Below are 24,123 nucleotides of genomic sequence, written 5' to 3' on the forward strand. Positions count from 1 at the left end.
TACCGGATTGTGTTGACGGGTCATCACATTCTGTGGGACGGCTGGTCGGTTCCGGTGCTGGTGGAGGAGTTGTTCCGGCTGTATGCGGCCGGGGGCGAGGACGCGGGGCTGCCGGCGGTGACGCCGTATCGGGAGTATCTGGCGTGGCTGGCGCGGCAGGACCGGCCAGCGGCGGAGAAGGCGTGGGCCTCGGCGCTCGAAGGGCTGCCCGAACCGACCCTCGTCGCCGCCGGGACCACCCACGACCACAGCCCTGTACAGGACATGGTCCGTACGGAGATGCCCAAGGAACTCACCGGGGCCCTGGCCGCGACCGGGCGTCGGTACGGGGTGACGCTGAACACCGTCATCCAGGGTGTGTGGGGTCTGCTGCTGGCGCGGCAGACGGGCCGGGAGGACGTGGTCTTCGGTGCCACGGTCTCGGGTCGGCCGCCGGAGCTGGAGGGGGTCGAGCGGATGCTCGGCCTGTTCATCAACACCCTGCCGGTACGGGTGCGCCTGCGCCCGGAGGAGCCGGTGATCGGGTTGCTGACCCGGCTGCAGGCGGAGCAGTCGGCGCTGATCCCGCACCACCACTACGGGCTGTCCGACATCCAGCGGCACACCGGCTTCGGCGCCCTCTTCGACACCACCACGGTGCTGACGAACTACCCCCTGGACCCGTCGGTCCTCGACTCGGTTCTCGGTGACCTCGAGGTGCTCGACGTCGACAACGAGGACGCCACCCACTACCCGCTCCGCATGGCCGTCGTGCCGGACGGCGGCAGTCTCGGTCTGCGGCTGGGATACCTGCCGGATCTCTACACGCGCGACGAGGCGCAGCGGCTGCTCGACCGGGTCCTGCATCTGCTGGAGACCCTGGCAGAGGATCCTGAGCGCCCGGTCGGCGGCATCGACCTACTCACCGAACAGGAGCGAAACCAACTCCTCGTGGAGTGGGGAGGCTACTGATCCAACGGTGGCCGGAGCCTGTCACGGATGGCAGTGATGGCAGGCTCCTGCCACAGGTAGAAGTGGACATCAAGTGCGCTGGCGGCCCGTGGAATTGCCCTGAAATAATCGAACACGTCGAAACGAGGGTTGAAAAAGCAACAAGAAAGGTCCGTTGTGAAGGGCTTGAAACGACTGAAGCTCACTTTGCTGGTGCCTATTGTCGCCGTTCTGGCCGCGACGGCGGCGGGGGTCGCCGCGTCCCCGGTGAGCGCACACCAGGCCGGTCAGGTGTCCGGGTTCAGTGCGGAGGACGCTCCCAGTCCGCTGGACAACACCTGGGGACCGTGATCCGCAACCGGACGTCAACCGCGGAGCCAGCCCCGCGCGACGGCAAGCACACCGGCCTGGAAACGACTGGCCGCCTTGAGGCGGTTCATCATGCCGGCCGTCATGCGGCGCACGGTGCGCACGGACACTGCCAGCTTGCGGGCGATCATCTCGTCGGTGAGCCCCCGGGCGAGGAGCTCCAGTACGGCACGCTCCTGCGCGGTGAGCCCGTGTGAGTCCCGGGTGCGGTCCTCGCCGAGGGGGGACGCCTGGTCCCAGGTCCGTTCGAAGAGGGCCTGCAGGGCATTGACCACGCCCACGTCCTCAAGAGCGAGTACGGCGGCATCCGCGACCTGCGGGTTCACGGGGACGATCGCCAGGGCCCGGTCATAGATGAGCAGGCGTGTGGGCAGGTGCGGCACCGTCCGTACCTGCCCACCCTTCCGGGTCAGCCACTGTGCGTACGCCGTGGTGGCACCGTCGTTGCGGACGCTGTCGAGGTAGACGTAGCGCACGCTCACCCCCCGCTCCAGGACTGTGGAGTCGAGCGGCTTGGCCGCCTCCAGGCTCTCGGCCGGCTGGCCACCACCGGTGGCGAAGACGGCGACCTCGGACGTGCAGGTGTCGGCCATGGTCCGGATGAGGGACTGGATCGCCTCCCTGCCCTCCAGCCGCCGGGCCCCCCTGTGTTCGTCGGCCGGGCCGGCCTCGGCCTGCTCGGCGAGCAGCTGGAAGATCACCTGACGGCTGGTGACGATCTCCGCCTGGCGCCGGATCAGCTCCTCCTCCTGGCGGTCCAGGAACGAGATGAGGCTGCGCCTGATCCGGCTCGTTCTGCGCCTCGCGTCCTCGCTTCCGGGATTCAGTGAGGACATGTGGATCAGTTTGTTGAAGGCCGCGGTCACTCTTTCCGGAGACCAACCGAGAGTTTCGGAAAGGCCGGCCACGTTGAGATTCGGTTTTTCCAGCAGTACTTGGTAAACGAATTCTTCGTCGCAGTCTATTTCCAGGTTGTCCGGCATGGTGTTCCCCCGTTTTTCTTGAACACGCAGACGTCCGCGTCGCGTGTCGGCTGGATATTCTGCCCCAACGCCGTGCGGGCAGAATGAGGATCACCCAGTGGCCTTCGGCTCGGCCGCCGTGCGCGGTGTCGCGTCCTGGGGCTCGGGTGGCAGCACCCAGCCGCGCGTTGCCGCCAGTACGCCCGCCTGGAAGCGGCTGCGCGCGCCGAGGCGGTTCATGAGCCCCGAGGTGAGGCGCCGACCGGTGCGGACGGACACCCCGAGCCTGCGCGCGATCACCTCGTCGGTGTCGCCTGCGCACAACAGTTCGAGCAGAGTGCGTTCCTGGTCGGTGAACTCGTCCGCGTCGTCGTCCGCCGTCGAGCCCAGGGGGGTGGCCTGCTCCCACACGTGGTCGAAGAGGGTGAGCAGGGCCCTGACGGCGCCCGTGCCCTGGATCGCCACAGCCTCGGCGTCCGGTTGCGCGGGGTCGATGGGCACGATGGCCGAATAACGGTCAAAGATGATCATTTGGGGCGGCAGATGCCGCGCCGTACGCACCTGTCCGCCCCGGGTGGTCAGCCGGTCGGCGTACTGGACCGTAGCCGTGTCGCTGCGCGCGCCGTCGGGGTAAACGCGGCGGAGGTCGACCCGGCGGTCCAGCATCGCCGAATCGAGTCGCTCGGCGGCCTCCAGACGCTCGGCCGAGGAGGAGTTGTTGACCTCCAGTGCCGCGATCTCCACGTGGCAGGCCGCCGCGAACTGGTCGATCCTCTCCTGCACCGCATCCGGGCCCGGCAGTCGTACGACGTCGGGGCGGTCTTCCGGGGCGTTGTACGCGGCTATCACCTGGGTGACCGCGGTGCTGCTGGCGGCCACCCGCTTGCGGTGGTCGAGCAGAGTGGCCTCCTCGTCGAGGAGCAACGCAGCCAGGGCCAGTTCGGGCCGGACGAGCACCGGCCGGCCGGAGCTGTTCGGGGGGAGCCGTACGAGGGAGCGCCGGGCCAGGCGGTTGATGGCGGCGGAGACTCTGCCGGTGGGCCAGCCGAGGTGGGTGGCGAGCTCGGTGACGCTCATGTGGGAGTTCGTGAGCATCGCCCGGTACGCGGACTCCTCGTCCGGATGCAAGCCGAGACTGTTGGTTAACACCGGCGTCTCCCAAGTGGCCCTGCGTGCTGGCCTGATTGCTCACTGGAGGGGAATCAAGTGCGGGGCTGCACGTCATCCAGAAGATTCCATCCCGTGGCAGCTGTAGATAGGTCGTGTGATCGGCGTAGATCTCCTACGGATTGTAAATCAGTCGGTTCGATCTTGTGACGGTAAATTTCACAACTTCACTATTCAGGAGATTTCCTGAATAGTCCCCGTAGCGAGTTCTTCGAAAGGTCAGTCAGCGGCCGGAACGAGCCAGGTCAGGTCGGCGTCCACGGCGGCGGCTGCCCGGGCGAGCGCGGTCGTGGGGACAGGGGCGTCGACGCAGAAACCGGCCAGCGCGGTGGTCCGGCCGGAGTCCCGGGAGACCTGCATGGCGGCGATGTTGACGCCCTCCGCGGCGAACTCACCGCCGATCAGGCCGACTGCCCCCGGCCGGTCCGGGTAGCGCAGGAAGCAGAGGTCGCCGGCGAGCGGCAGGTCCAGCTCGTGACCCAGCGCCTCGACCAGCCGCTCCTGAAGACGCATTCCGGCGAGCATGCCGGTGACGGTGACGACACGGCCGTCGGAGAAGATGCCGTGCAGGGTGATCGTGGAACGGTGGCCGCCGCCGTCCTGGCAGGTCGTCAGCCGCGAGGCCAGACCACGCTCCCTGGCGACCAGCGAGGCGTTCACATGGCTCACCGCGCTCGCGGCGGCTCCGTCCAGCACCCCCTTGAGCGCAGCGAGTTCCAGCACCGGCGTGGCCGACTCCGCGATCTCGCCCGACAGCCGGACCTCCAGCTGGACGGGGGTGCCGCCCGCGGACCGGGTGAAGACCCGGCCGAGCCGCTCGGTCAGCGCAATCCACGGACGCACCGCCTCCGCGACCGGGCCGCCCTGGACGTTGACGGCGTCCGGCACATGTTCACCCGCGAGCGCGAGCCGGACGGAACGGGCCGCGGCCACGCCCGCCTTCTCCTGGGCCTCCGCGGTGGAGGCCCCCAAGTGCGGTGTGACCACCACGTTGTCGAGCGCGAACAGGGGCGAGTCGGTGCACGGTTCACTGGCGTACACATCGAGTGCGGCGCCCGCGACGCGGCCCTCCTTGAGTGCCGCGTACAGCTCGTTCTCGTCGATGATGCCGCCACGGGCCGCATTCACGACGCGCACGGTCGGCTTCACCTTGCGCAGGGCGTCGAAGCCGATCAGGCCCGTCGTCTCCGGAGTGCGCGGCAGATGGACGGTGAGGAAGTCGCACTGGGCGAGGAGTTCGTCGAGGGACAGCAGCCGCACCCCGACGGCGGCCGCCTGGGCGGCGGTCACATACGGGTCGTAGGCCACCAAGTCCATCCCGAAGGCGGCCATGCGCCGGGCCACCAGGCCGCCGATGCGGCCGAGGCCGACGATGCCGAGGACCTTGCCGCTCAGCTCCACGCCGGACCAGCGGCTGCGCTGCCAGGAACCGCTCTTCAGCGCGGTGTCGGCCTGGGGGATGTTGCGGGCGACGGCCAGCAGCAGACCCACCGTCAGCTCGGCTGCGCTGGTGACATTGGAGACCGGCGCGTTGGCGACCACGACACCGGCCTCGGTGGCGGCAGGGATGTCGACGTTGTCCAGGCCGACCCCGGCCCGGGCGACGATCCTCAGCCGCGGGCCGGCGGCGATCGCCTCCCGGTCCAGCCGGGTGGCGCTGCGCACCAGCACCGCGTCGGCGTCGGCGAGGGCGGGCAGAAGGGCGGCGCGATCGGAGCCGTCGACGTGGCGCACGTCCACATCGGGGCCGAGGGCGTCGACGGTGGCCGGGGACAGCTCTTCGGCGATCAGGACGACGGGGTGAAGCGTCACGGGGGACTGGCCTGTCTGTGCGGGCCGGGCAGGTCCGCCCGGCGGGAGGTCGGGGGAGGAAGGCCGCCGCACTCGTGCGGATCACGGTGCGGCGGCGGCCGTGGAAGTGAGCGGGGCCAGGGCCGGTGATGTACCGGGCCCTGGCCCCGCTGCGGGCTGGAGTCGGAGAGCGCTCAGTCCGACATGGCGACGAGGACCCGCCGCGGCCCGGTGAACGGGCGGCGCCCGTGGCCCACGAGCAGGTTGTCGATGACCAGCAGATCGCCCTCGTGCCAGTCGACGTCGACAGCGTGCTCCAGGCCCCGGTCGCGCACCTGGAGCACATATGCGTCAGGGATCGGGGAGCCGTCCGCAAAGGTCACGTACTGCGGCAGTTCGCTCGCCGGCATGATCTGGGCCAGGGCCTTGGCCGTCTCATCGCCGAGCGAGGCCGGGTGCCACTGGTCGGACTGGTTGAACCAGACCTCGGTCCCGGTGTCCGGGTGGCGGACCGTGGAGTGGCGCACCTGGCTGACCATCAGGCTGTTGCCCGGCCCCCAACTCCAGTCGGCCCCGGCATCCTTGAGGAAGGCGTCGACCTCGTCCTGCTGCTCCGTCTCGAAGGTGTCCTGCCAGCTCTTGCCGAGTCCCTTGCCGCCGTGCAGGTTCTGCGTGTAGCGCACACCGCTCCGGAAGGCCTCGCGCACCTCGTCGTCCAGGGACTCCAGCCACAGCGCCGCGTCCACGACCGGAGTGGCGCCGCCGGTCGCGGGCGCGACCGCACAGTAGAAGGCGAGGCGGGTGGGCCAGGCGTGGGCGTACGACATCTCGTTGTGCATCGAGATGGTGTACTCCGGCGGGTACTCCGTGGAGGTGTATACGTTCGAACCCACCTTGGTACGCGGCGAGTTGCCGTGCACATAGGCCAGGCGGCGCGGCAGCAGGCGGTCGAGCACCGGGTCGAGTCCGTCGGCGGGCACCTTGAACCCGCGGAAGACCACGGCCTTCTCCCGGACGAGCAGTGTGTCCAGGTCGGCGGAGTTCAGGTGCTCGACGAGTGCCTCGGGTGTGCCGTCGGCGCCGATGTCTCCCGGCGTCACCTCCAACGGCGCCCAGCCGTTGCGGTCGCTCATGGATCGGTTCCTCTCGTGTGGTGCGGTGTGGATCAGCCCGCGGTCGGCGGGGCGAGCCGGGACAGGTGAGGAGTGAAGGGGCTGAAGACGCCGTCGCCCGAGCTGGTGACGGCGTACAGCGAGCCGTCGCCGGCTTCGGCCAGTTGATCGACGTCCGTGCCCTTGGTGAGCGTGGTGTCCTGCGTCCACGCCGTGCCGTTCCAGCGGAGCAGTTTCGGGTGGTTGCCGAAGCTGTTGACACCGGCGTGGACCTGACCGCCGTGGGAGCCGAACGACACCCCGGCACCGGATTCGCCGGAGACGTCGTGGCGCGTCCAGACGCTCCCGTTCCAGTGGCTCACCCGCTTGCCGGAGGCGACCCACACGTCGTTCGGCCCGTTGCTGATCACATCACGCAGGATGTACATGCTGTCCGGGGTCTCGGGGACGGGGACCTCACGCCAGCCGGTGCCGTCGTAGTGCATGGCGAGCGGCTGGTAGTCGCGCTCGGTGTGGGTGACATTCCTGTCGCGGTACCCGACGGCCCAGATGTCGTTCTCGGACCGCACGTCGATGGCGTCGAACGTGCCCTCGAAGTCGAACTTGGTGGTCTTCCAGCCCTGGCCGTCCCAGTGACTCACGGCGGGGTACCAGCCGGTCGGGGCGCCCTCGACGCGGACACTGCCCGCGCCCCACACGCTGTTCCTGGCGACGGCCTCGGCGTCGGCGACCTCCAGGCCCTTGGGGTCGGGGCTGAGGTTCGCCGACCACGTGCTGCCGTTGTAGTGGTGGATCCGGTTGCTGCCGGTGGACGCCCACCTGGTGCCGAAGACCCACAGGTCGTCGGTGGCGGTGCCGGCCATGACGTCGGGCGCCGCCTCGGCGGGCGGGACCAGCTGCTTGTACGTGTCGCCGGTTTTCTGCCACAGCCGCACGGTGGGCGTGCACTCGTCGAAGCAGATGCTCTGGGTCCGCGCGAAGAGGTTCTGGCCGTCGACGGGCAGAACTGACGTCCTGTGGTTGGCGACGGGCACGGTCAGTGAGTCCCAGCCGGTCGCGGCGCTCGCCGGCGACGCCACGAGACCGAGACCGACGGCTGCGGCGGCGGCCGTGGCGAGGACCGAGGCGACGCGTCGCCCGTGGGAGGTGCTTCTGGTCATGTGTGCTCCCGTGTCGATTCCGGCGTGGTGCGTACGGTCATGACGGGTCGAGATCACGGCAGGAAGCCCTCCACCTCCACACCGAGCCCCTGGGCGCGGGCGGCGGTGAGGACGTCGTCGGCCAGGGCGATGTCCAGGACACCGAGCCCGAAAGGTGCGTAGACGACGGTGCGGCCCGGCGCCGGGACGAACGCCTCGTCGGTGCCTTCGTCGAGGAGCAGCCGGCCGATGGGCGGATCGATGAACTCGCGGTGACCCGCGGCCTGTACGGCCAGGTCCAGCGAGGTGCGCTCGCGCACCGCGTGATCGACGTCGTCGACGATGTTGTGCGCGTCGAGCAGCGACTCGGGCAGCAGGTCGCGCAGTGAGATGTGCAGTACGACCGTGCCCGGCACCGCCGCCTTGAGGTCCAGGTGCGGCTCGATCGCCGAGGTGGCGATGGAGACCAGGCCGTGCGCCGCGAGCGCCTGCTCCGCGCTGTCGAGCGTGACCACCTCGGCACCCGGCAGCACCGCGGCGGCCCGGGCGGCGAACTCGGCGGCCCGCTGCGGGGAACTGTCGTACAGGGACAGCGTCCTCAGACCCGGCAGAGCCGCCCGCACATGGCGCAGGATCTCCATGTTGATGACCCCGCAGCCGACCAGCGCCAGGCCGTCCGGGCGACGGCCGCGGGTGAGCACCTCGGCGGCGAGCGCGGCGCTGGCGGCGGTGCGCGTGGCGGAGATCAGAGAGCCCTCGATCAGGGCCTCGGGCCGCCCCGTCTCCAGCGAGTTGAGGATGATCGACGCGCTGGCCCGCTCGATGCCCCGCTCGATGTTGGCGGGGAAGGAGGCGATCCACTTCATGCCCGCGACCGGCTTCTGCCCGCCCCGGTAGGCGGGCAGGCCGATGATGCGGTTGCGCGGCTGACCGGGAAAGCGGAGGAACACGGAGTGCGGCACCGCGGTGTCGCCCTGCGCGTGCACGCGGTAGGCGTCGGCCACGGTCCGGATGTTGTCGAGTTCACGGCCGTCGAGGATCTGCGCGACCTCGGAGTGCCGCAGGATGAGCATGACGGGATTCAGTCCTTCCACAGGTGCGCGCGGCCGCCCGGGAACAGCAGTCGGCGCCGGCGCGTCGGATCGGAACGGATCGTGTCGGGGTCGAGAGCGCGATCACCGCCGCCCGGCCCGGGAGGCGGACACAGCCGGGGCCGGGGTCTCCCCCAGGCACCGGCCACACGGATCACCGGGTACGACGGTCACCTCCCGCGAATCGATCCTGCGGGGAGCCCCTATCAGGGGCCTATACCGCCGGTATGCCGTCGTCCTCGCGAGCGGACGGGCCCGGGTCGGGGTCGCCCGAGGCCGGATGGGCGGCGGCCCGCACGGCGGGCACCGCGGCCGCCGCGAGCGCGGTCACGGCCATCAGCGCGGCGACCAGGAGGACGGTGCTGCGACTGCCCCAGGCGTCCAGCAGCACCCCGCCCGCGAGCGCTCCCAGGGCGCTGGCGCCGTACGCGAACATGCCCGCGGCCCCGGCGGAACGGCCCAGCAGTTCGTCCGGGGTGATCCGGAGCTGGTAGACGGCGGCCACCACGTTGAACAGCCCGCTGACATAGCTCATGGCCCCGCATGCCGCTCCCATCAGCAGCGGTTCACGCACGACCGCCAACAGCGGCACGAGCAGCGCCCACAGCGCGAGCCCGCCGATGAGCACGGTCCGCAAGTACAGGCGGGGGATCCACCACTGGGCGCTGAGCGCCCCCAGCATTCCGCCGATCCCGCCGGCCGCCAGCACGACGCCGACCGCGACCGGGGACCGGCCGTCCTCCTCCACCAGCGCGAACGGAACGGCCAGCATCATCACTTGGAACAGCACGTTGGTGGCGGCCACCAAGGACACCGCAGCCCGCAGGAACCGCTGCCCGAGAAGCCACGCCACCCCCTCCCGCATCTCCCGGACCAGCGACCGCTTGTCACGCTTCCTTCGGTCCTGGAACTCCCGGCGGATCAGGAGCAGGGCGAGCAGCGACAGCAGCTGCCCGAGGGCGGCGAAGGCAAACGGCAGCCAGCGGGTCAGAGCGAACAGAGCGGTCCCCAGAGGCCCGCCGACCAGCCCCGCCGCCCGGAACCGGGTCTCGTTGCGGGCGAGGGCGGCTCCCAGCTGGTGCGGAGCGACCACATGGCGTACGGCACCCTGCTCGCCCAGCTGATGGACCAGGCCCAGGCTCGTCTCCACCAGGGCCACCGCCATCAGATGCGGCAGCCAGAACCGCCCGGTGGCCGCAGTGACGGCCACGCTCAGCAGTGCCAGTAGCCGGCCGATCTCGCAGGCCACCATCAACCGCTTGCGGTCCCACCGGTCGACCAGCACGCCGGCCGGCAGCTGGACGACCAGGTTCGGCAGCAGCGCGGCGAACGCCACCAGACCGGCGGCCTGCCCCGACCCCGTGTGCCAGAGCACCAACAGCGCGTACCCGGCGGCGCCGGCCCGCGAGCCGAGCACGGAGAGCCCGCTGCCGGTCCACAGCAGCCAGAAGTCCCGGTTGCGGCTCAGCGGGGGTATCCCGTCCACCGCGTCCCGGTCGGCCACGGTGCTCATCGCGCACCACCGATCCGGCGCAGCACGTCACCGAGCGTCCGGCCGATGGCGGCCACAGGAGCGGCGTCCAGCATTCCGGCGTGACTGGACTCGATGCCGTACTCCTCGATCGGTCCGGCCGTGTATGGCTCCCAGGCCGTGACGTCAGGGCTGCCCGGCGGACGTTCCAACAGCGCCGTGAAGTACAGCAGCGGCACATCCAGCGGCTCGGGTACGTAGTCCCGAAGGATCAGGCTGGTGTTCACCGACGTGTCCCACATGGCGCCGATCTGCTCCCGGGACAGCCCCTTCATCACGCTGAGCTCCCTGCGCAGGGTGCGTCCGAGCTCGGATTCGTCCCGGTCGAGCCACTCGAAGTCCGCCGCGTCCACGTCGAAGTCGGCGACCACCTTGTGCAGCCGCTCACGCTCCAGCGCGGGCGTGGGCTTGTCCATCAGGTCGCTGGGGCAGGAGTCGAGCAGCGCGACGAGTGCGACCGGCTCACCGAGCCGACGCAGCCGTACGGCGACCGCGTGCGCCACGTTCCCGCCCACCGACCAGCCGAGCAGCTGGTACGGCCCGTGCGGCTGCACCCGGCGGATCTGCTCGACGTAGTCGTCGGCCATCTCCTCGATCGTCCCGGCCGGGCGCTGCCCGTCGGCGGTGATGCCCCGGGCCTGCAGCCCGTACACCGGGAACTCTTCGCCGAGATACGGCACCAGCCGGCCGTAGCACCAGCTGAGACCGCCCACCGGGTGCAGGCAGAACAGCGGTGTGCCGGTGCCCTGCGGCCGTAGCGGCAGCAGGACGTCGAGCGAGTTGTCGGCCGCGTCGTCCTGCTCGACGAGCGCGGCGAGCGCGGCCGGCGTCGGCGCCTGGAACAGGCTGCGCAGATGCAGTTCCACGCCGAGCACCGCCTGCACCCGGCTCACCAGCCGGGCCGCCAGCAGCGAATGCCCGCCCAGGGAGAAGAAGTTGTCGTCCACCCCGACCCGGTCCAGCCCGAGGACATCGCAGAACAGCTCCACCAGCGTCTTCTCGACCGGCGTGGCGGCGTCCCGGCCCTCGCCGTGAGCCTGCTCCGGCATGGGCAGAGCCCTGCGGTCCAGTTTTCCGTTCGGACTGAGCGGCAGCGCGTCCAGCAGGACGAACGCCCCCGGCACCAGGTGCGCGGGCAGTCGCTCCTCCAGGGCCCGCCGCAGGCCGTCCGCCGTCGGCTCGGCCCCGGGCTCGGGCACCACATATCCGGTCAGCAGCTGCCGCCCCGGTACGTCCTCCCGCACCAGGACACCGGCCTGCGCGACCCCGTCCACAGCCGCCAGCACCGCCTGGATCTCGCCCAGTTCGACGCGGACGCCCCGCAGCTTGACCTGGTCGTCGGCGCGTCCGTGGAACTCGAGCGTGCCGTCGGCCCGCCACCGCGCGATGTCGCCGGTCCGGTACATCCGGGCACCTGGACGCGTTCCGTACGGGTCCGCCACGAACCGCTCCGCGGTCAGCCCCGGCCGGTTGGCGTACCCGTCCGCCAGATCGTCACCGGCGAGATACAGCTCACCCATGGAGCCCGCCGGTACCGGCCGCAGCCACCGGTCGAGCACATAGCAGCGGGCACCCGCGATCGGCCGCCCGATCGGCACCCGAGCACCCTCCCGCGCATCCTCCTCCGTCACCGGATGGAAGGCCGCGGTCATCGTCGACTCGGTGGGCCCGTACTGGTTCACCAGCCGCCAGCTCGCGCCGATCGCCGCGGCCCGCCGCACATGCGCGGCCGTCAGCTCCTCGCCGCTGACCAACCCCATCCGCAGCCACGGCGACGGTACGTCGTCCGCCTCGGCCGCATCCCGCGCCGCGTCCGCGAGCGCGTCCAGCATGGTCGGCACCAGCGCCGGAAGCACGGTCACCCGGTGCCGCAGCAGCAGCCCCAGCAGCGCCGCCGGGGACGTCGCCTCCTCCGGCTCCGCCACGACGAGCCGCGCACCGGCTGTCAACGGCCCGAAGATGTCCCGCACGGACGGGTCGAAGGACACCGAGGCGAGGTTCAGCACCGTGTCGTCGGCGCCGAGTCCGGTCAGCTCATGCAGGTAAGCGAGGTAACTCACCACCGCCTCGTGGCGGATGACCACACCCTTGGGGCGCCCCGTCGAGCCGGAGGTGTAGATGACGTACGCGGGCAGCCGGGCGGCCGTATCCGCGTCCGCCGGGCCGTGCGGGTCGGTAGTGGGCCACGCGCCCGGCTCCCGCACCTGCTCCAGGTCGTCCAGGAGAGCGACCGACTCGACGTCCTCCAGCATGAACGTGATCCGTTCCGCCGGATAGGTGGGGTCGACCGGCAGATAGGCGGCCCCCGACTTCAGGACCCCGAGCAGCGCGACGATCAGCTCCACCGAACGCGGCAGCGATACGGCCACGACAGTGCCGGGCCCCGCCCCGTCGGAGACGAGCCGGTGGGCGAGCCGGTTGGCCCGGGCGTTGAGCTCGGCGTAGGTGAGCTGTTCGGCGCCATGGACCAGGGCGATCCGGTCGGGGGTGGCTGCGGCCCGCACCTCGAAGCGGTGATGGAGGGTGTCGGGGGCCGTCGCGGACGGGGCGCCGTTCCAGTCCGTCAGCAGCCGGTGGTGCTCCTCGGGGCTGAGGAGGTCGTACCGCGAGAGCGGTTCGTCGGGATGCTCGGCGACGGCTTCGAGGAAGCGGACGAGCCGTTGTCCCAGCAGATCGACGGTCTCCTGGTCGAACAGGTCGGCCGCGTACTCGATCGCACCCAGCAGCCCGCCGTCCGCGGCGCCACGCACCGTGAACGACAGATCGAACTTCGCCTGCCCGGCATGCACTTCGACCTCGCTCACCGCGATGTCGTCCGCCAGGTCCAGGACGCCTTCGCTGTTGTTCTGGAAGTTGAGGGCGACCTGGAAGAGGGGATGGCGGGCGAGGGACCGCTCGGGGTTGAGGACCTCGACGAGGCGCTCGAAGGGCGTGTCCTGGTGGGTGTAGGCGTGGAGGTCCGTCTCCCGGGCACGGTGCAGCAGGGTGCGGAAGGTCGGGTTGTCGCGGGTGTCGGTGCGCAGGACGAGGGTGTTGACGAAGAAGCCCACGAGGTTGTTGAGCGCTTCGTCGGTGCGTCCGGCGATGGGCGCACCGATGGGGATGTCCTCGCCCGCGCCGAGCCGGGTGAGCAGTCCGGCGAGGGCGGCCTGCACGAGCATGAACAGACTCGCGCCGGACTCCCGGGCGAGCGCCTCCAGCCTTCCGAGCAGCTCCGCGTCGACATTCCAGTACGAGAAGCCGCCCCGGTGGCTGGCCACCGCGGGCCGCGGCCGGTCGGTGGGCAGGTTGAGCTCGGTGGGCAGTCCGTCGAGTTCGGAACGCCAGTGGGCGAGTTGGTGAGCGGCTCGGCTGGCGGGGTCGTTCTCGTCGCCGAGCAGTTCCTGTTGCCACAGCGTGTAGTCGGCGTACTGGACGGGCAGAGGCTGCCAGTTCGGTGTCTCGCCCTGGGTCCGGGCCCGGTAGGCGCCGGACAGGTCGCGTGCGAAAGGAGCGAAGGACCAGCCGTCGCCGGCGATGTGGTGCACGACGAGCAGCAGTACGTGCTCGTCCTCGGCGAGCCCGAACAGTACGGCCCGCACGGGGAGCTCGGCGGCCAGGTCGAAGGGCTGCGCGACAGCGGATGCCAGCAGCTCCGTCAGCCGATCCCCCGGGACAACCGGCCGCCGCACCAGCACCGGCCTGTCTTGGGTCCCCTCCAACACCTTCTGCAGGGGTTCGCCGTCGTGTTCTTCGAAGGTGGTGCGGAGGCTTTCGTGTCGGTGGATGACGTCGGTGAGGGCCTGTTGGAGTGCCTTGGTGTCGAGGTTGCCGTGGAGGTGCACGGCGAGGGGCATGTGGTAGGTGGGGCTGCCGCCTTCCATCTTGTCGAGGAACCACAGCCGGCGTTGGGCGTGGGAGAGGGGAGTGTGCTCGGGTCTGGCGCGGTGCGCCGTGAGGACCGGCCTGGGCTCGGCTTCGCCGTGGATGCGTTCCACGAGTTGGGCGATGGTCGGCGCTTCGAAGATTGTGCGGAGGGGGAGTTCGGTGCCGAGGGTGGTGCGGATGCGGCTGGCCAGGCGGGTGGCGAGGAGGGAGTGTCCGCCGAGGGTGAAGAAGCTGTCGTCGATGCCGATGGGGGTGCTGGTGCCGAGTGTTTCGGCGAAGAGGGTGCAGAGGAGTTGTTCGTGGGGGGTGCGTGGGGGGCGGGTGTTGCTGGACTGCTGTGTTGCGTTGGGTGTGGGGAGGGCTTTGCGGTCGAGTTTGCCGTTGGGGGTGAGGGGGAGGGTGTCGAGTTCGATGTAGGTGGTGGGGACCATGTGGTCGGGGAGGGTGGTGCGGAGGGTGGTGAAGTCGGGTTCGGCGTCGAGGTTGGTGCTGGGGTTGGTGACGTAGTAGGCGGTGAGGCGGTCGTTGTGGATGAGGACGGCGGCCTGGACTATGCCGGGGAGGTTGGCGATGTGGGTTTGGATTTCGCCGAGTTCGACGCGTTGGCCGCGGATTTTGATTTGGTCGTCGGTGCGGCCGAGGTAGCGCAGGGTGCCGTCGTTTTGCCATTGGGCTATGTCGCCGGTGTGGTACATGCGGCTGCCGGGGGTGCCGTGGGGGTCGGGGAGGAAGGTGTTGGCGGTGAGGTCGGGTCGGTGGGTGTAGCCGCGGGCGAGTTGGATGCCGGCGAGGTAGAGGTCGCCGGGTCTGCCGGTGGGGACGGGTTGGAGGTGTCGGTCGAGGACGTAGACGCGGGTGTTCCAGACGGGCCGGCCGATGGTGACGCTTGGGTCGTCGGGGTGGCAGGGGGTGTGGGTGACGTCGATGGATGCTTCGGTGGGGCCGTAGAGGTTGTGTAGTTCGGCGTGGGGGAGGGTGTCGAAGAAGGCATCTCGTGTTTCGGTGGGGAGGGCTTCGCCGGAGCAGATGACCCGGCGTAGCGAATTGCAGGCACCGCTGTGGCTGTCTGTTTCGCTCAGGAAGACCTGCAGCATCGATGGCACGAAGTGGGCTGTGGTGACGTTGTGTTGGGTGATGAGTTTGCGGAGGTAGGTGGGGTCTTTGTGGCCGTCGGGTTCGGCGATGACCATGGTGGCGCCCTGGAGGAGGGGCCAGAACAGTTCCCAGACGGAGACGTCGAATCCGGTCGGGGTTTTGTGCAGGACTCGGTCGTGGGTGGTGAGCTGGTAGGTGTGCTGCATCCATTGCAGGCGGTTGACGATGCCTTCGTGGGGGATGATGACGCCCTTGGGGCGGCCGGTGGAGCCCGAGGTGTAGATGACATACGCCGCGCAGGCCGGGTCTGTCGTGATATGTGGATCATGGTCGGGCTGTTGGTCGAGCAGGCCCGCAAGGGTGGTGTCGTCGATGACGTGTGCGGCGCGGGCGTTGGCGAGCATGTACTGGCGTCGCTCAGTGGGGTAGCCGAGGTCGATGGGCAGGTAGGCGGCCCCGGCTTTGAGGACTCCGAGGAGCGCGGCGACCATGTCGGTGGAGCGGTTCAGGGCGACGGCGACCACTGACTCCGGTCCCACACCCCGGGCGATCAGACCGTGAGCGACCCGGTTGGCCCTGGCATTCAGCTCCCCGTAGGTGAGCTGTTGTTCGTTGAAGCGCAGGGCGCAGGCGTCCGGTGTTGCTGTGGCCTGCTTCTCGAAGCGCTCGTGCAGGGTGCCGGGGCCGGCGACCTCGACAGCGGTGTCGTTCCACTCCACCAGCACCCGATGCCGCTCTGACTCCTGCAGAACGTCCACGCGGTGGAGCAGAGTGTCGGGCGCTGTTTCGAGTGCGGTGACCACGCGCTCGGCTGTCACACTCACTTGTTCACACATCGCCTGCGGATCGATCGGCGCCGCAGTCTGGGCGGTGATCGTGAACGCGTCGCCGCTGTCGTCCACCGAGACGGTGACCGGATAGTTGGTGCGCTCATGGGCGTGAACCAGCTCGATGCCCTCCAGCACCGTGCCCGTGGTGGATGCTTCGTCGAAGTCCTGGCTGTGGCGGTAGTTCAGCAGCGAGGTGAACAGAGGCGTGCGGGCCGGCACGCCGCTGAGCTGCTGTGCCAGGGACAGCGGTGCGTGTTCGTGGACGATGAGGGCGGCCAGCTGGTCCCGCATGCCGGACACGGCTTCCCCGACGGTGACCGAGCTGCCGCGCGCTCGTACCGGCAGGGTGTTGATGAAGAGGCCGGGTACACGGTCCGATCCGGCTCCGGCGTGCATGCGGCCGAACAGGACGGTGCCGAAGACGACGTCGTCCCGTCCGGACGTCGCAGCCGTCATACGGCTCCATATGACGTGGAACAGCGTGGCCGGGCTGGCGCCATGACGCCGAGCCTGTTCGCGCAGGCGATTGGAGAGCTCGGAGTCCAGCGACAAGGACGCCTCGGCGGTACCGGAGCCGTCGCCGTGGATTTCGAGCACACCGAACGGAGCGGTCGGCTCGGTCACGTCGCCCAGAAGGGAGGAGAAGTAGGCCTGATGTTCCTCCTGCGGCACGCCCAGGCGCGCCTGCGCGACCACGTCGCGGAACGGGAGGGGTGTGGGCAGCTCGTGCTCCCGGGCATCAAGAACGGCCCGGACCTCCTCCAGTACGACGGAGAGTGCGGTGTGGTCCAGGATCAGGTGGTGGAACTGAAGAACGGCGTGCAGTGGCTGACCCTCGTCCGGTTCCGTGACGTGCAGGTGCATCAGGGGCGCCGCGCGCAGGTCCATCACGGACGGACAGGCCGTCAGGATCCGCTCCACCAGGTCGCTACGGCCCTGTTCGGGGCGAACAGTGGTGACAGGGATTTCGGCGTGGCGCAGTACGACCTGGACGGGTTCCCCAAGCCCTTCCCAGAGCACTGCGGTGCGCAGGATGTCGTGCCGATCGACGACCTTCTGCAACGCCGAGTGGAAGCGGTCGAACCGGTCCCGGGAGTCGAAGCGCAGGATCACCGGCAGTACATAGACGTCGTCACCACCGCGCGCGGTCATGAGGTGGTGGAAGTGGATGCCTTCCTGCAGGGGTGCCAACGGGTAGACGTCGGCGATGTTGGACACTCCGCCGGACACCTGGGCGACGATCGCCCCCACTTCCTCCGTGCTCAGGTCCACCAACGGCAGCATGTCCGGAGTGATCGCCACTGCATCCGCGGGGATGAGGTTGGGCGGCACCGCGACCTCGGTCCGCCCGGCCGCAGCGGCCAGACTGGCCACGGTCGGGTGGGAGAACAGCGCCCGTACGTCGATCGACACACCTCGTTCGCGCAGGCGCTGCACCAGGGTGACGCCCAGGAGTGAGTGTCCGCCGAGGGTGAAGAAGTTTTCGTCGATGCCGATGGGGGTGTCGATGCCGAGGACTTCGGCGAAGAGGGTGGAGAGGAGTTGTTCGTGGGGGGTGCGTGGCGGGCGGGAGCTATCGGACCGCTGTGTTGTGTCCGGTGTGGGGAGGGCTTTGCGGTCGAGTTTGCCGTTGGGGGTGAGGGGGAGGGTGTCGAGTTCGATGTAGGTGGTGGGGACCATGTGGTCGGGGAGGGTGGTGCGGAGGGTGGTGAAGTCGGGTTCGGCGTCGAGGTTGGTGCTGGGGTTGGTGACGTAGTAGGCGGTGAGGCGGTCGTTGTGGATGAGGACGGCGGCCTGGACTATGCCGGGGAGGTTGGCGATGTGGGTTTGGATTTCGCCGAGTTCGACGCGTTGGCCGCGGATTTTGATTTGGTCGTCGATGCGGCCGAGGTAGCGCAGGGTGCCGTCGTTTTGCCATTGGGCTATGTCGCCGGTGTGGTACATGCGGCTGCCGGGGGTGCCGTGGGGGTCGGGGAGGAAGGTGTTGGCGGTGAGGTCGGGTCGGTGGGTGTAGCCGCGGGCGAGTTGGATGCCGGCGAGGTAGAGGTCGCCGGGTGTGCCGGTGGGGACGGGTTGGAGGTGTCGGTCGAGGACGTAGACGCGGGTGTTCCAGACGGGCCGGCCGATGGTGACGCTTGGGTCGTCGGGGTGGCAGGGGGTGTGGGTGACGTCGATGGATGCTTCGGTGGGGCCGTAGAGGTTGTGTAGTTCGGCGTGGGGGAGGGTGTCGAAGAAGGCATCTCGTGTTTCGGCGGGGAGGGCTTCGCCGGAGCAGATGACCCGGCGGACGGAACGACAGACTTCGGCATCGGCTTCACGGAGGAAGGCCTGGAGCATCGATGGCACGAAGTGGGCTGTGGTGACTCGTTCTTGGTTGATCAGGCGGGTCAGGTAGACGGGGTCTTTATGGCCGTCGGGTTCGGCGATGACCATGGTGGCGCCTTGGAGGAGGGGCCAGAACAGTTCCCAGACGGAGACGTCGAATCCGGTCGGGGTTTTGTGCAGGACGCGGTCGTGGGTGGTGAGTTGGTAGGTGTGTTGCATCCACTGAAGGCGGTTGACGATGCCTTCGTGGGGGATGATGACGCCCTTGGGGCGGCCGGTGGAGCCTGAGGTGTAGATGACATACGCCGCGCAGGCCGGGTCGATGACGGTGGCCGGGTTGTTTTCCGGCTGGCCTTCCCGGAGTCCGGCAAGGGTGGTGTCGTCGATGACGTGGGCGGCGTGGGCGTTGTCGAGCATGTACTGGCGTCGTTCGGCGGGGTAGCCGAGGTCGATGGGCAGGTAGGCGGCTCCGGTTTTGAGGACTCCGAGCAGGGCGGCGACCATGTCGGTGGAGCGGTTCAGGGCGACGGCGACCACTGACTCCGGTCCCACACCCTGGGCGATCAGACCGTGAGCGACCCGGTTGGCCTGGGCGTTGAGTTCGCTGTAGGTGAGCTCGTGTCCCTCGAAGCGCAGGGCGCAGGCGTCCGGTGTCGCGGTGGCCTGCTTCTCGAAGCGTTCGTGCAGGGTGCCGGGTCCGTCGGTCTCGGCAGCGGTGTCGTTCCATTCCACCAGCAGCCGATGCCGCTCATCGGGCCTCAGGAGTTCGTATTCGGCCAGCGGGCGGTCGGGGTCGGCGGCGACGGCTTCGCAGAGCCTGACGAATCGCTCGGCCATGCCCTGAACGGTTCCCTGATCGAACAGATCGGTCGCGAAGTCGACGGTGCCGCGCAGCGCGCCGTCGGCAGCCGTGACCACGTTGAACATGAGGTCGAACTTGGCCGCGTCGATCGCGACTGCCTCGGCGCTCACTTCAATGCCGGGAAGTTCGAAGGAGGAGGCGGCCAAATCGTCTTCGAGGTTCAGCATGACCTGGAACAAGGGGTGCCGTCCGGCCGAGCGCACGGGGTTGAGCTCTTCGACGAGGCGCTCGAAGGGGATGTCCTGGTGGGTGTAGGCCTGGAGGCTGGCTGCTCGGGTGCGTTGGAGGAGAGTGCGGAAGGTCGGATCGCTGCTGGTGTCGGTGCGCAGGACGAGGGTGTTGACGAAGAAGCCGATCTGCTGGTGAAGAGCTTCGTCGGTGCGTCCGGCGATGGGCGCGCCGAGAGGGATGTCGTGGCCGGCGCCGAGTCGGGTGAGGAGCCCGGCGAGCGCGGCATGGACGAGCATGAAGAGGCTGGCCCCGGACTCCCGCGCGAGCTCCTCCAGTTTCTGGCGTACGCCGGCCGGGAGTTCCCAGGCCACGCTGCCGCCCTGATGACTGGGGTGACGCGGCCGCGGCCTGTCGTAGGGCAGCGCGAGCTCGTCCGGCAGATCGGCGAGCTCACCTAGCCAGTGGGCGAGTTGGCGGGCGGCGCGGCTGGTGGGGTCGTGCTCGTCGCCGAGCAGTTCTCGCTGCCACAGGGTGTAGTCGGCGTACTGGACGGGCAGTGGCCGCCAGTCCGGTGCCGTGCCCTGAGTGCGGGCCCGGTAGGCGGCGGACAGGTCTTGGGCCAGCGGCGCAAGGGACCAGCCATCAGCCGCGATGTGGTGCACGACGAGCAGCAGTACGTGTTCGCTCGGGCTGACGGTGAACAGCGTCGCCCTTAGCGGCAGATCTGCGTTCAAGTTGAAGGGACGTGCCGCGGCGGGCGACAGCAGGTCCGCCAGTCGTCCCTCGGATACGACCACTCGCTCCAGCTCCGGCTGGGCTTCGGCACAGGGCAGCACCTTCTGCAGGGGTTCGCCGTCGTGTTCTTCGAAGGTGGTGCGGAGGCTTTCGTGTCGGTGGATGACGTCGGTGAGGGCTTGTTGGAGTGCCTTGGTGTCGAGGTTGCCGTGGAGGTGTACGGCGAGGGGCATGTGGTAGGTGGGGCTGCCGCCTTCCATCTTGTCGAGGAACCACAGGCGGCGTTGGGCGGGGGAGAGGGGGGTGTGGTCGGGCCGGGGGTGGCGCGCGGTCAGGGGCGGGCGTCGGTCGTCCGCGTCCTCCACATGTTCAGAGAGCAGTGCGGCCGTGGGGGCTTCGAAGATTGTGCGGAGGGGGAGTTCGGTGCCGAGGGTGGTGCGGATGCGGCTGGCCAGGCGGGTGGCGAGGAGGGAGTGTCCGCCGAGGGTGAAGAAGCTGTCGTCGATGCCGATGGTGTCGATGCCCAGGACTTCGGCGAAGAGGCTGCAGAGAAGCTCTTCGCGCGGGGTGCGTGGCGGGCGGGAGCTATCGGACCGCTGTGTTGTGTCCGGTGTGGGGAGGGCTTTGCGGTCGAGTTTGCCGTTGGGGGTGAGGGGGAGGGTGTCGAGTTCGATGTAGGTGGTGGGGACCATGTGGTCGGGGAGGGTGGTGCGGAGGGTGGTGAAGTCGGGTTCGGCGTCGAGGTTGGTGCTGGGGTTGGTGACGTAGTAGGCGGTGAGGCGGTCGTTGTGGATGAGGACGGCGGCTTGGGTGATGTGGGGCAGGTTGGCGATGTGGGTTTGGATTTCGCCGAGTTCGACGCGTTGGCCGCGGATTTTGATTTGGTCGTCGGTGCGGCCGAGGTAGCGCAGGTGGCCGGTGGGGGTCCAGGTGGCTATGTCGCCGGTGTGGTACATGCGGCTGCCGGGGGTGCCGTGGGGGTCGGGGAGGAAGGTGTTGGCGGTGAGGTCGGGTCGGTGGGTGTAGCCGCGGGCGAGTTGGGTGCTGGCGAGGTAGAGGTCGCCGGGTGTGCCTGGGGGGACGGGTTGGAGGTGGTGGTCGAGGATGTAGACGCGGGTGTTCCAGACGGGTCGGCCGATGGTGATGTCGGTGTCTGGTGTGCAGGGGGTGTGGGTGACGTCGATGGATGCTTCGGTGGGGCCGTAGAGGTTGTGCAGTTCGGCGTGGGGGAGGGTGTCGAAGAAGGCATCTCGTGTTTCGGCGGGCAGGGCTTCGCCGGAGCAGATGACCCGGCGTAGCGAGCTGCAGGTACCGGTCTGGCGGTCTGTTTCGCTCAGGAAGACCTGGAGCATCGACGGCACGAAGTGAGCGGTGGTGACGCTCTGTTGGGTGATGAGGTCGCGGAGATAGACCGGGTCTTTATGGCCGTCGGGTTCGGCGATGACCATGGTGGCGCCCTGGAGGAGGGGCCAGAACAGTTCCCAGACGGAGACGTCGAACCCGGTCGGGGTTTTGTGCAGGACTCGGTCGTGGGTGGTGAGCTGGTAGGCGTGCTGCATCCACTGCAGGCGGTTGACGACGCCTTCGTGGGGGACGATGACGCCCTTGGGGCGGCCGGTGGAGCCCGAGGTGTAGATGACATACGCCGCGCAGGCCGGGTCGATGACGGTGGCCGGGTTGTTTTCCGGCTGGCCTTCTCGGAGTTCGGGCAGGGTGGTGTCGTCGATGACGTAGGCGGCGCGGGCGTTGGCGAGCATGTACTGGCGTCGCTCGGCGGGGTAGCCGAGGTCGATCGGCAGGTAGGCGGCCCCGGCTTTGAGGACTCCGAGGAGCGCGGCGACCATGTCGGTGGAGCGGTTCAGGGCGACGGCGACCACTGACTCCGGTCCCACACCCCGGGCGATCAGACCGTGAGCGACCCGGTTGGCCCTGGCATTCAGCTCCCCGTAAGTGAGCTGTTGTTCGCTGAACACCACCGCCGTGTTGTCCGGTACCGCGGCAACTCGGGACTCGAAGAGGCTGGGGAGGGTTGCCGGAGCAACCTCGGCAGCCGTGCTGTTCCACTCCTCCAGCAGTTGATGGCGCTCACCCGGCAGCAGGAGCGGCAGGTCGGCGATCTCTGAGTCCGGACTGTCGGCGAAGGCGGCGAGAAACTCGACGAACCGGCTCAGGTGGGAAGCGAGTTCGGTTTCGCTGTACCGGCCGGGGTTCGCGGTGAGCTGGAGCTGGAGGCCGCCTTCACCGGGCACCGGGTAGACCGCGAACTCCATGTCCTCGATGGGGCCCGCGGTGAGCCGATGTGCCGTGCCGGGGGTGTCGGCGAAGGAGAAGTTCAGGTCGAAGCCGAGGACGTTCACCACGGGGCCGAACTGCCGCCCCGCGCGCGTCGAGCCGGCGCCCGTGGCAGAGGGGGTGGCCTCGCGGAGATCGCGCAGGATCTCCTCGTACCGATACTGCTGGTGACGCAGTGTCTGTCGGGTCTCGTCCAGCGCCCGGCGGATGAGGGAGCGGACGGTCGTGCCCCGGCCCGAGTCGACACGCACCGGAAGGATGTTGGCAGTCATGCCGGGGGTCTGCTTCGCCATGGCGGTGGCGCGGTTGGCCACTGGAAGGCTGAACAGGATGTCATCCCGTCCGGTCATCCGGTTCAGATAGGCGACGACGGCGGCGATGAGGCCGGTCGACCAGTTGGTACGGGCGAGGCGGGCCGTGGCGGTGAGGCGGTCCAGGGTCTCCTGCGGGATACGGCCGGCACAGCGCAGCGGGTTGTACGCGGCTGTCGGTACGGCGAAGGCGCCGTGGCTCAGCGTGGAGGCTTCGGGCAGGTCCACGAGCCGTTCGGCCCAGTGGGCGCGGTCGGCGGCGTACCGTTCTGAGGCCCGGTACGCGGCCTCGGCGGAGTGCAGCTCGGCGAGGCCGGGCAGCGCGCCTTCGGCCGGGTCCCGCCCTTCACGCAGGGCCGTGTAGATCTCCGCGGTCCGGCGCAGCACGAGGACGCCACTGTGTCCGTCGAGGGTGAGGTGATGGGCGCGCTGGTAGAAGAGGTGGTGCTCCGGCGAGATCGCTATCAATGCGTAGGTGAACAGCGGGTCACGGGAGACGTCCGTGGCGCGGGCGAGGTCGGCGCGCATCCAGGCCTGTGCCGCTTCCTCGTCCACGGCCTCGACCACAGGCAGCGTCCAGTTGCCGTCGAGATCCCCGATCTCCTGTGTCGGCCCGCTCTCGTCGTCGTCCGCCACGAACCGGACCCGGAGCGCCTCGGTCTCGGCCACGGCCTGACGCGCGGCCGTACGGAAGTCCCGGAGATCCAGTGGGCCTCTGATGACGGTGTAGAGGCTGACGTAGTACTGCTGTCCGGCGGCGCCCAGCTGCAGGTCGAACCAGATTCCGGACTGCCCGGCGAGGAGCGGGAGGCGACGTGCTGTGTCAGCCGGAGTCGTTACGGGCGCGGGGTCGGGGCTGGACATCGGTCACTCCATCCGGGAACGGGATTCGAGACAAGTGGGCATGCGGCTCAGGGCGACAGGCGGCTGACGTCTGGTGGCAGGCGATCAGCGACTGGCGACCGGGGGCGAGCGCGGAGCCGGGAAGCGAGGGGAAAGGCGGGACTTCGATGCGGCTGAGCCGAGCGGCCACGTCCGTCCTGCGGGCGGAGTCGACGTGGAGTCGCCGAGTGGGCCGGAGCGCGAGACACGGCCCTCGTGATGCACCCGGGGCGCAAGGCGCCGAGCTCAGCAAATGTGGCGGGCGTCGTGCGGGGCCGCGTAGCAGCTCGGCGCGATCCCAGGACCGCCGTAGGTCGGGGCGCGGGCCAGTTCCACCGCAGGTCTGTCGCGCGGGCCGGTCAGTACGGGGCCGCCCGCCCCGGGCGCCAAGCGGTGGCGGTGGCCGTCATGGCGGGGTGGCGGAGCACGGATCCTCCAATGGCGGGCGGTTGTGTGCAACGAGCACCCACCAAGATTCAGGACCGATCTATATCCCGCCTCTTACGAGATGCCTAACTTTGCACCAGCCCGGTCCCGCCAAGTCCGGATCCGCAGCGGGGTGCCGTCGGCGGGGGCGCCGGCGGTCGAGCAACGGCGCGACGTGGCTGCCGGGCTTGAGCGACGGCCTGGTCGCACCCGCCCACCGGTCCGGACAGCACCG

The 24,123-nt window shown here is 69.4% G+C and carries 9 protein-coding genes; 1 reads left to right on the forward strand and 8 read right to left on the reverse strand.

Translation table 11 applies throughout. The features are described 5' to 3' along the window. On the forward strand, nt 1-951 hold a 951-nt coding region (locus ACZ7M7_RS34685; RefSeq protein ID WP_472123883.1), incomplete at its 5' end, for a condensation domain-containing protein. A gap of 344 nt (nt 952-1,295) precedes the next feature. Here ACZ7M7_RS34685 and ACZ7M7_RS34690 read toward each other — a convergent pair. The 8 genes from ACZ7M7_RS34690 to ACZ7M7_RS34725 form a co-directional block, all read right to left on the reverse strand. After that, nucleotides 1,296-2,135 carry a helix-turn-helix transcriptional regulator gene (locus tag ACZ7M7_RS34690; protein ID WP_472123886.1) on the reverse strand — a complete coding sequence of 280 codons (840 nt, stop codon included), beginning with the start codon at nt 2,133-2,135 and terminating at the stop codon, nt 1,296-1,298. Nucleotides 2,136-2,372: 237 nt separating this feature from the next. Continuing rightward, complete coding sequence (locus ACZ7M7_RS34695; RefSeq protein ID WP_472123889.1) at nt 2,373-3,410, reverse strand: helix-turn-helix domain-containing protein; 1,038 nt, start codon at nt 3,408-3,410, stop codon at nt 2,373-2,375. Nucleotides 3,411-3,647: 237 nt separating this feature from the next. Continuing rightward, nucleotides 3,648-5,240: a phosphoglycerate dehydrogenase gene (gene serA, locus ACZ7M7_RS34700; protein WP_472123892.1), complete on the reverse strand. Its 1,593-nt coding sequence runs from the start codon at nt 5,238-5,240 to the stop codon at nt 3,648-3,650. Nucleotides 5,241-5,413: 173 nt separating this feature from the next. After that, nucleotides 5,414-6,352: a TauD/TfdA family dioxygenase gene (locus tag ACZ7M7_RS34705; protein ID WP_383633596.1), complete on the reverse strand. Its 939-nt coding sequence runs from the start codon at nt 6,350-6,352 to the stop codon at nt 5,414-5,416. Between the two features lie 32 nt (nt 6,353-6,384). Beyond that, a complete protein-coding gene (locus ACZ7M7_RS34710; RefSeq protein WP_472123895.1) occupies nt 6,385-7,491 on the reverse strand; it encodes a hypothetical protein in 1,107 nt (368 codons plus the stop codon). Nucleotides 7,492-7,544: 53 nt separating this feature from the next. After that, entirely contained in the window at nt 7,545-8,543 is a 999-nt protein-coding gene (sbnB, locus tag ACZ7M7_RS34715; RefSeq protein ID WP_472123898.1) for a 2,3-diaminopropionate biosynthesis protein SbnB, read from the reverse strand. Nucleotides 8,544-8,775: 232 nt separating this feature from the next. Then, on the reverse strand, nt 8,776-10,074 hold the full coding sequence (locus ACZ7M7_RS34720) for an MFS transporter (protein ID WP_383617068.1): 1,299 nt from the start codon (nt 10,072-10,074) through the stop codon (nt 8,776-8,778). Next, on the reverse strand, nt 10,071-23,444 hold the full coding sequence (locus ACZ7M7_RS34725) for an amino acid adenylation domain-containing protein (protein WP_472123902.1): 13,374 nt from the start codon (nt 23,442-23,444) through the stop codon (nt 10,071-10,073). Before ACZ7M7_RS34725 ends, ACZ7M7_RS34720 begins: the two co-directional genes overlap by 4 nt. Nucleotides 23,445-24,123: the final 679 nt, after the last annotated feature.

It is taken from the genome of Streptomyces sp. NPDC111606 (assembly GCF_055656945.1).

Excerpts from the sequence above, each read along its gene's own strand:
- ACZ7M7_RS34690 (WP_472123886.1), bottom strand. The coding sequence starts at position 2,135 with ATGTCCTCACTGAATCCCGGAAGCGAGGACGCGAGGCGCAGAACGAGC.
- ACZ7M7_RS34705 (WP_383633596.1), bottom strand. The coding sequence starts at position 6,352 with ATGAGCGACCGCAACGGCTGGGCGCCGTTGGAGGTGACGCCGGGAGAC.
- ACZ7M7_RS34710 (WP_472123895.1), bottom strand. The coding sequence starts at position 7,491 with ATGACCAGAAGCACCTCCCACGGGCGACGCGTCGCCTCGGTCCTCGCC.
- sbnB (WP_472123898.1), bottom strand. The coding sequence starts at position 8,543 with ATGCTCATCCTGCGGCACTCCGAGGTCGCGCAGATCCTCGACGGCCGT.
- ACZ7M7_RS34720 (WP_383617068.1), bottom strand. The coding sequence starts at position 10,074 with ATGAGCACCGTGGCCGACCGGGACGCGGTGGACGGGATACCCCCGCTG.
- ACZ7M7_RS34725 (WP_472123902.1), bottom strand. The coding sequence starts at position 23,444 with ATGTCCAGCCCCGACCCCGCGCCCGTAACGACTCCGGCTGACACAGCA.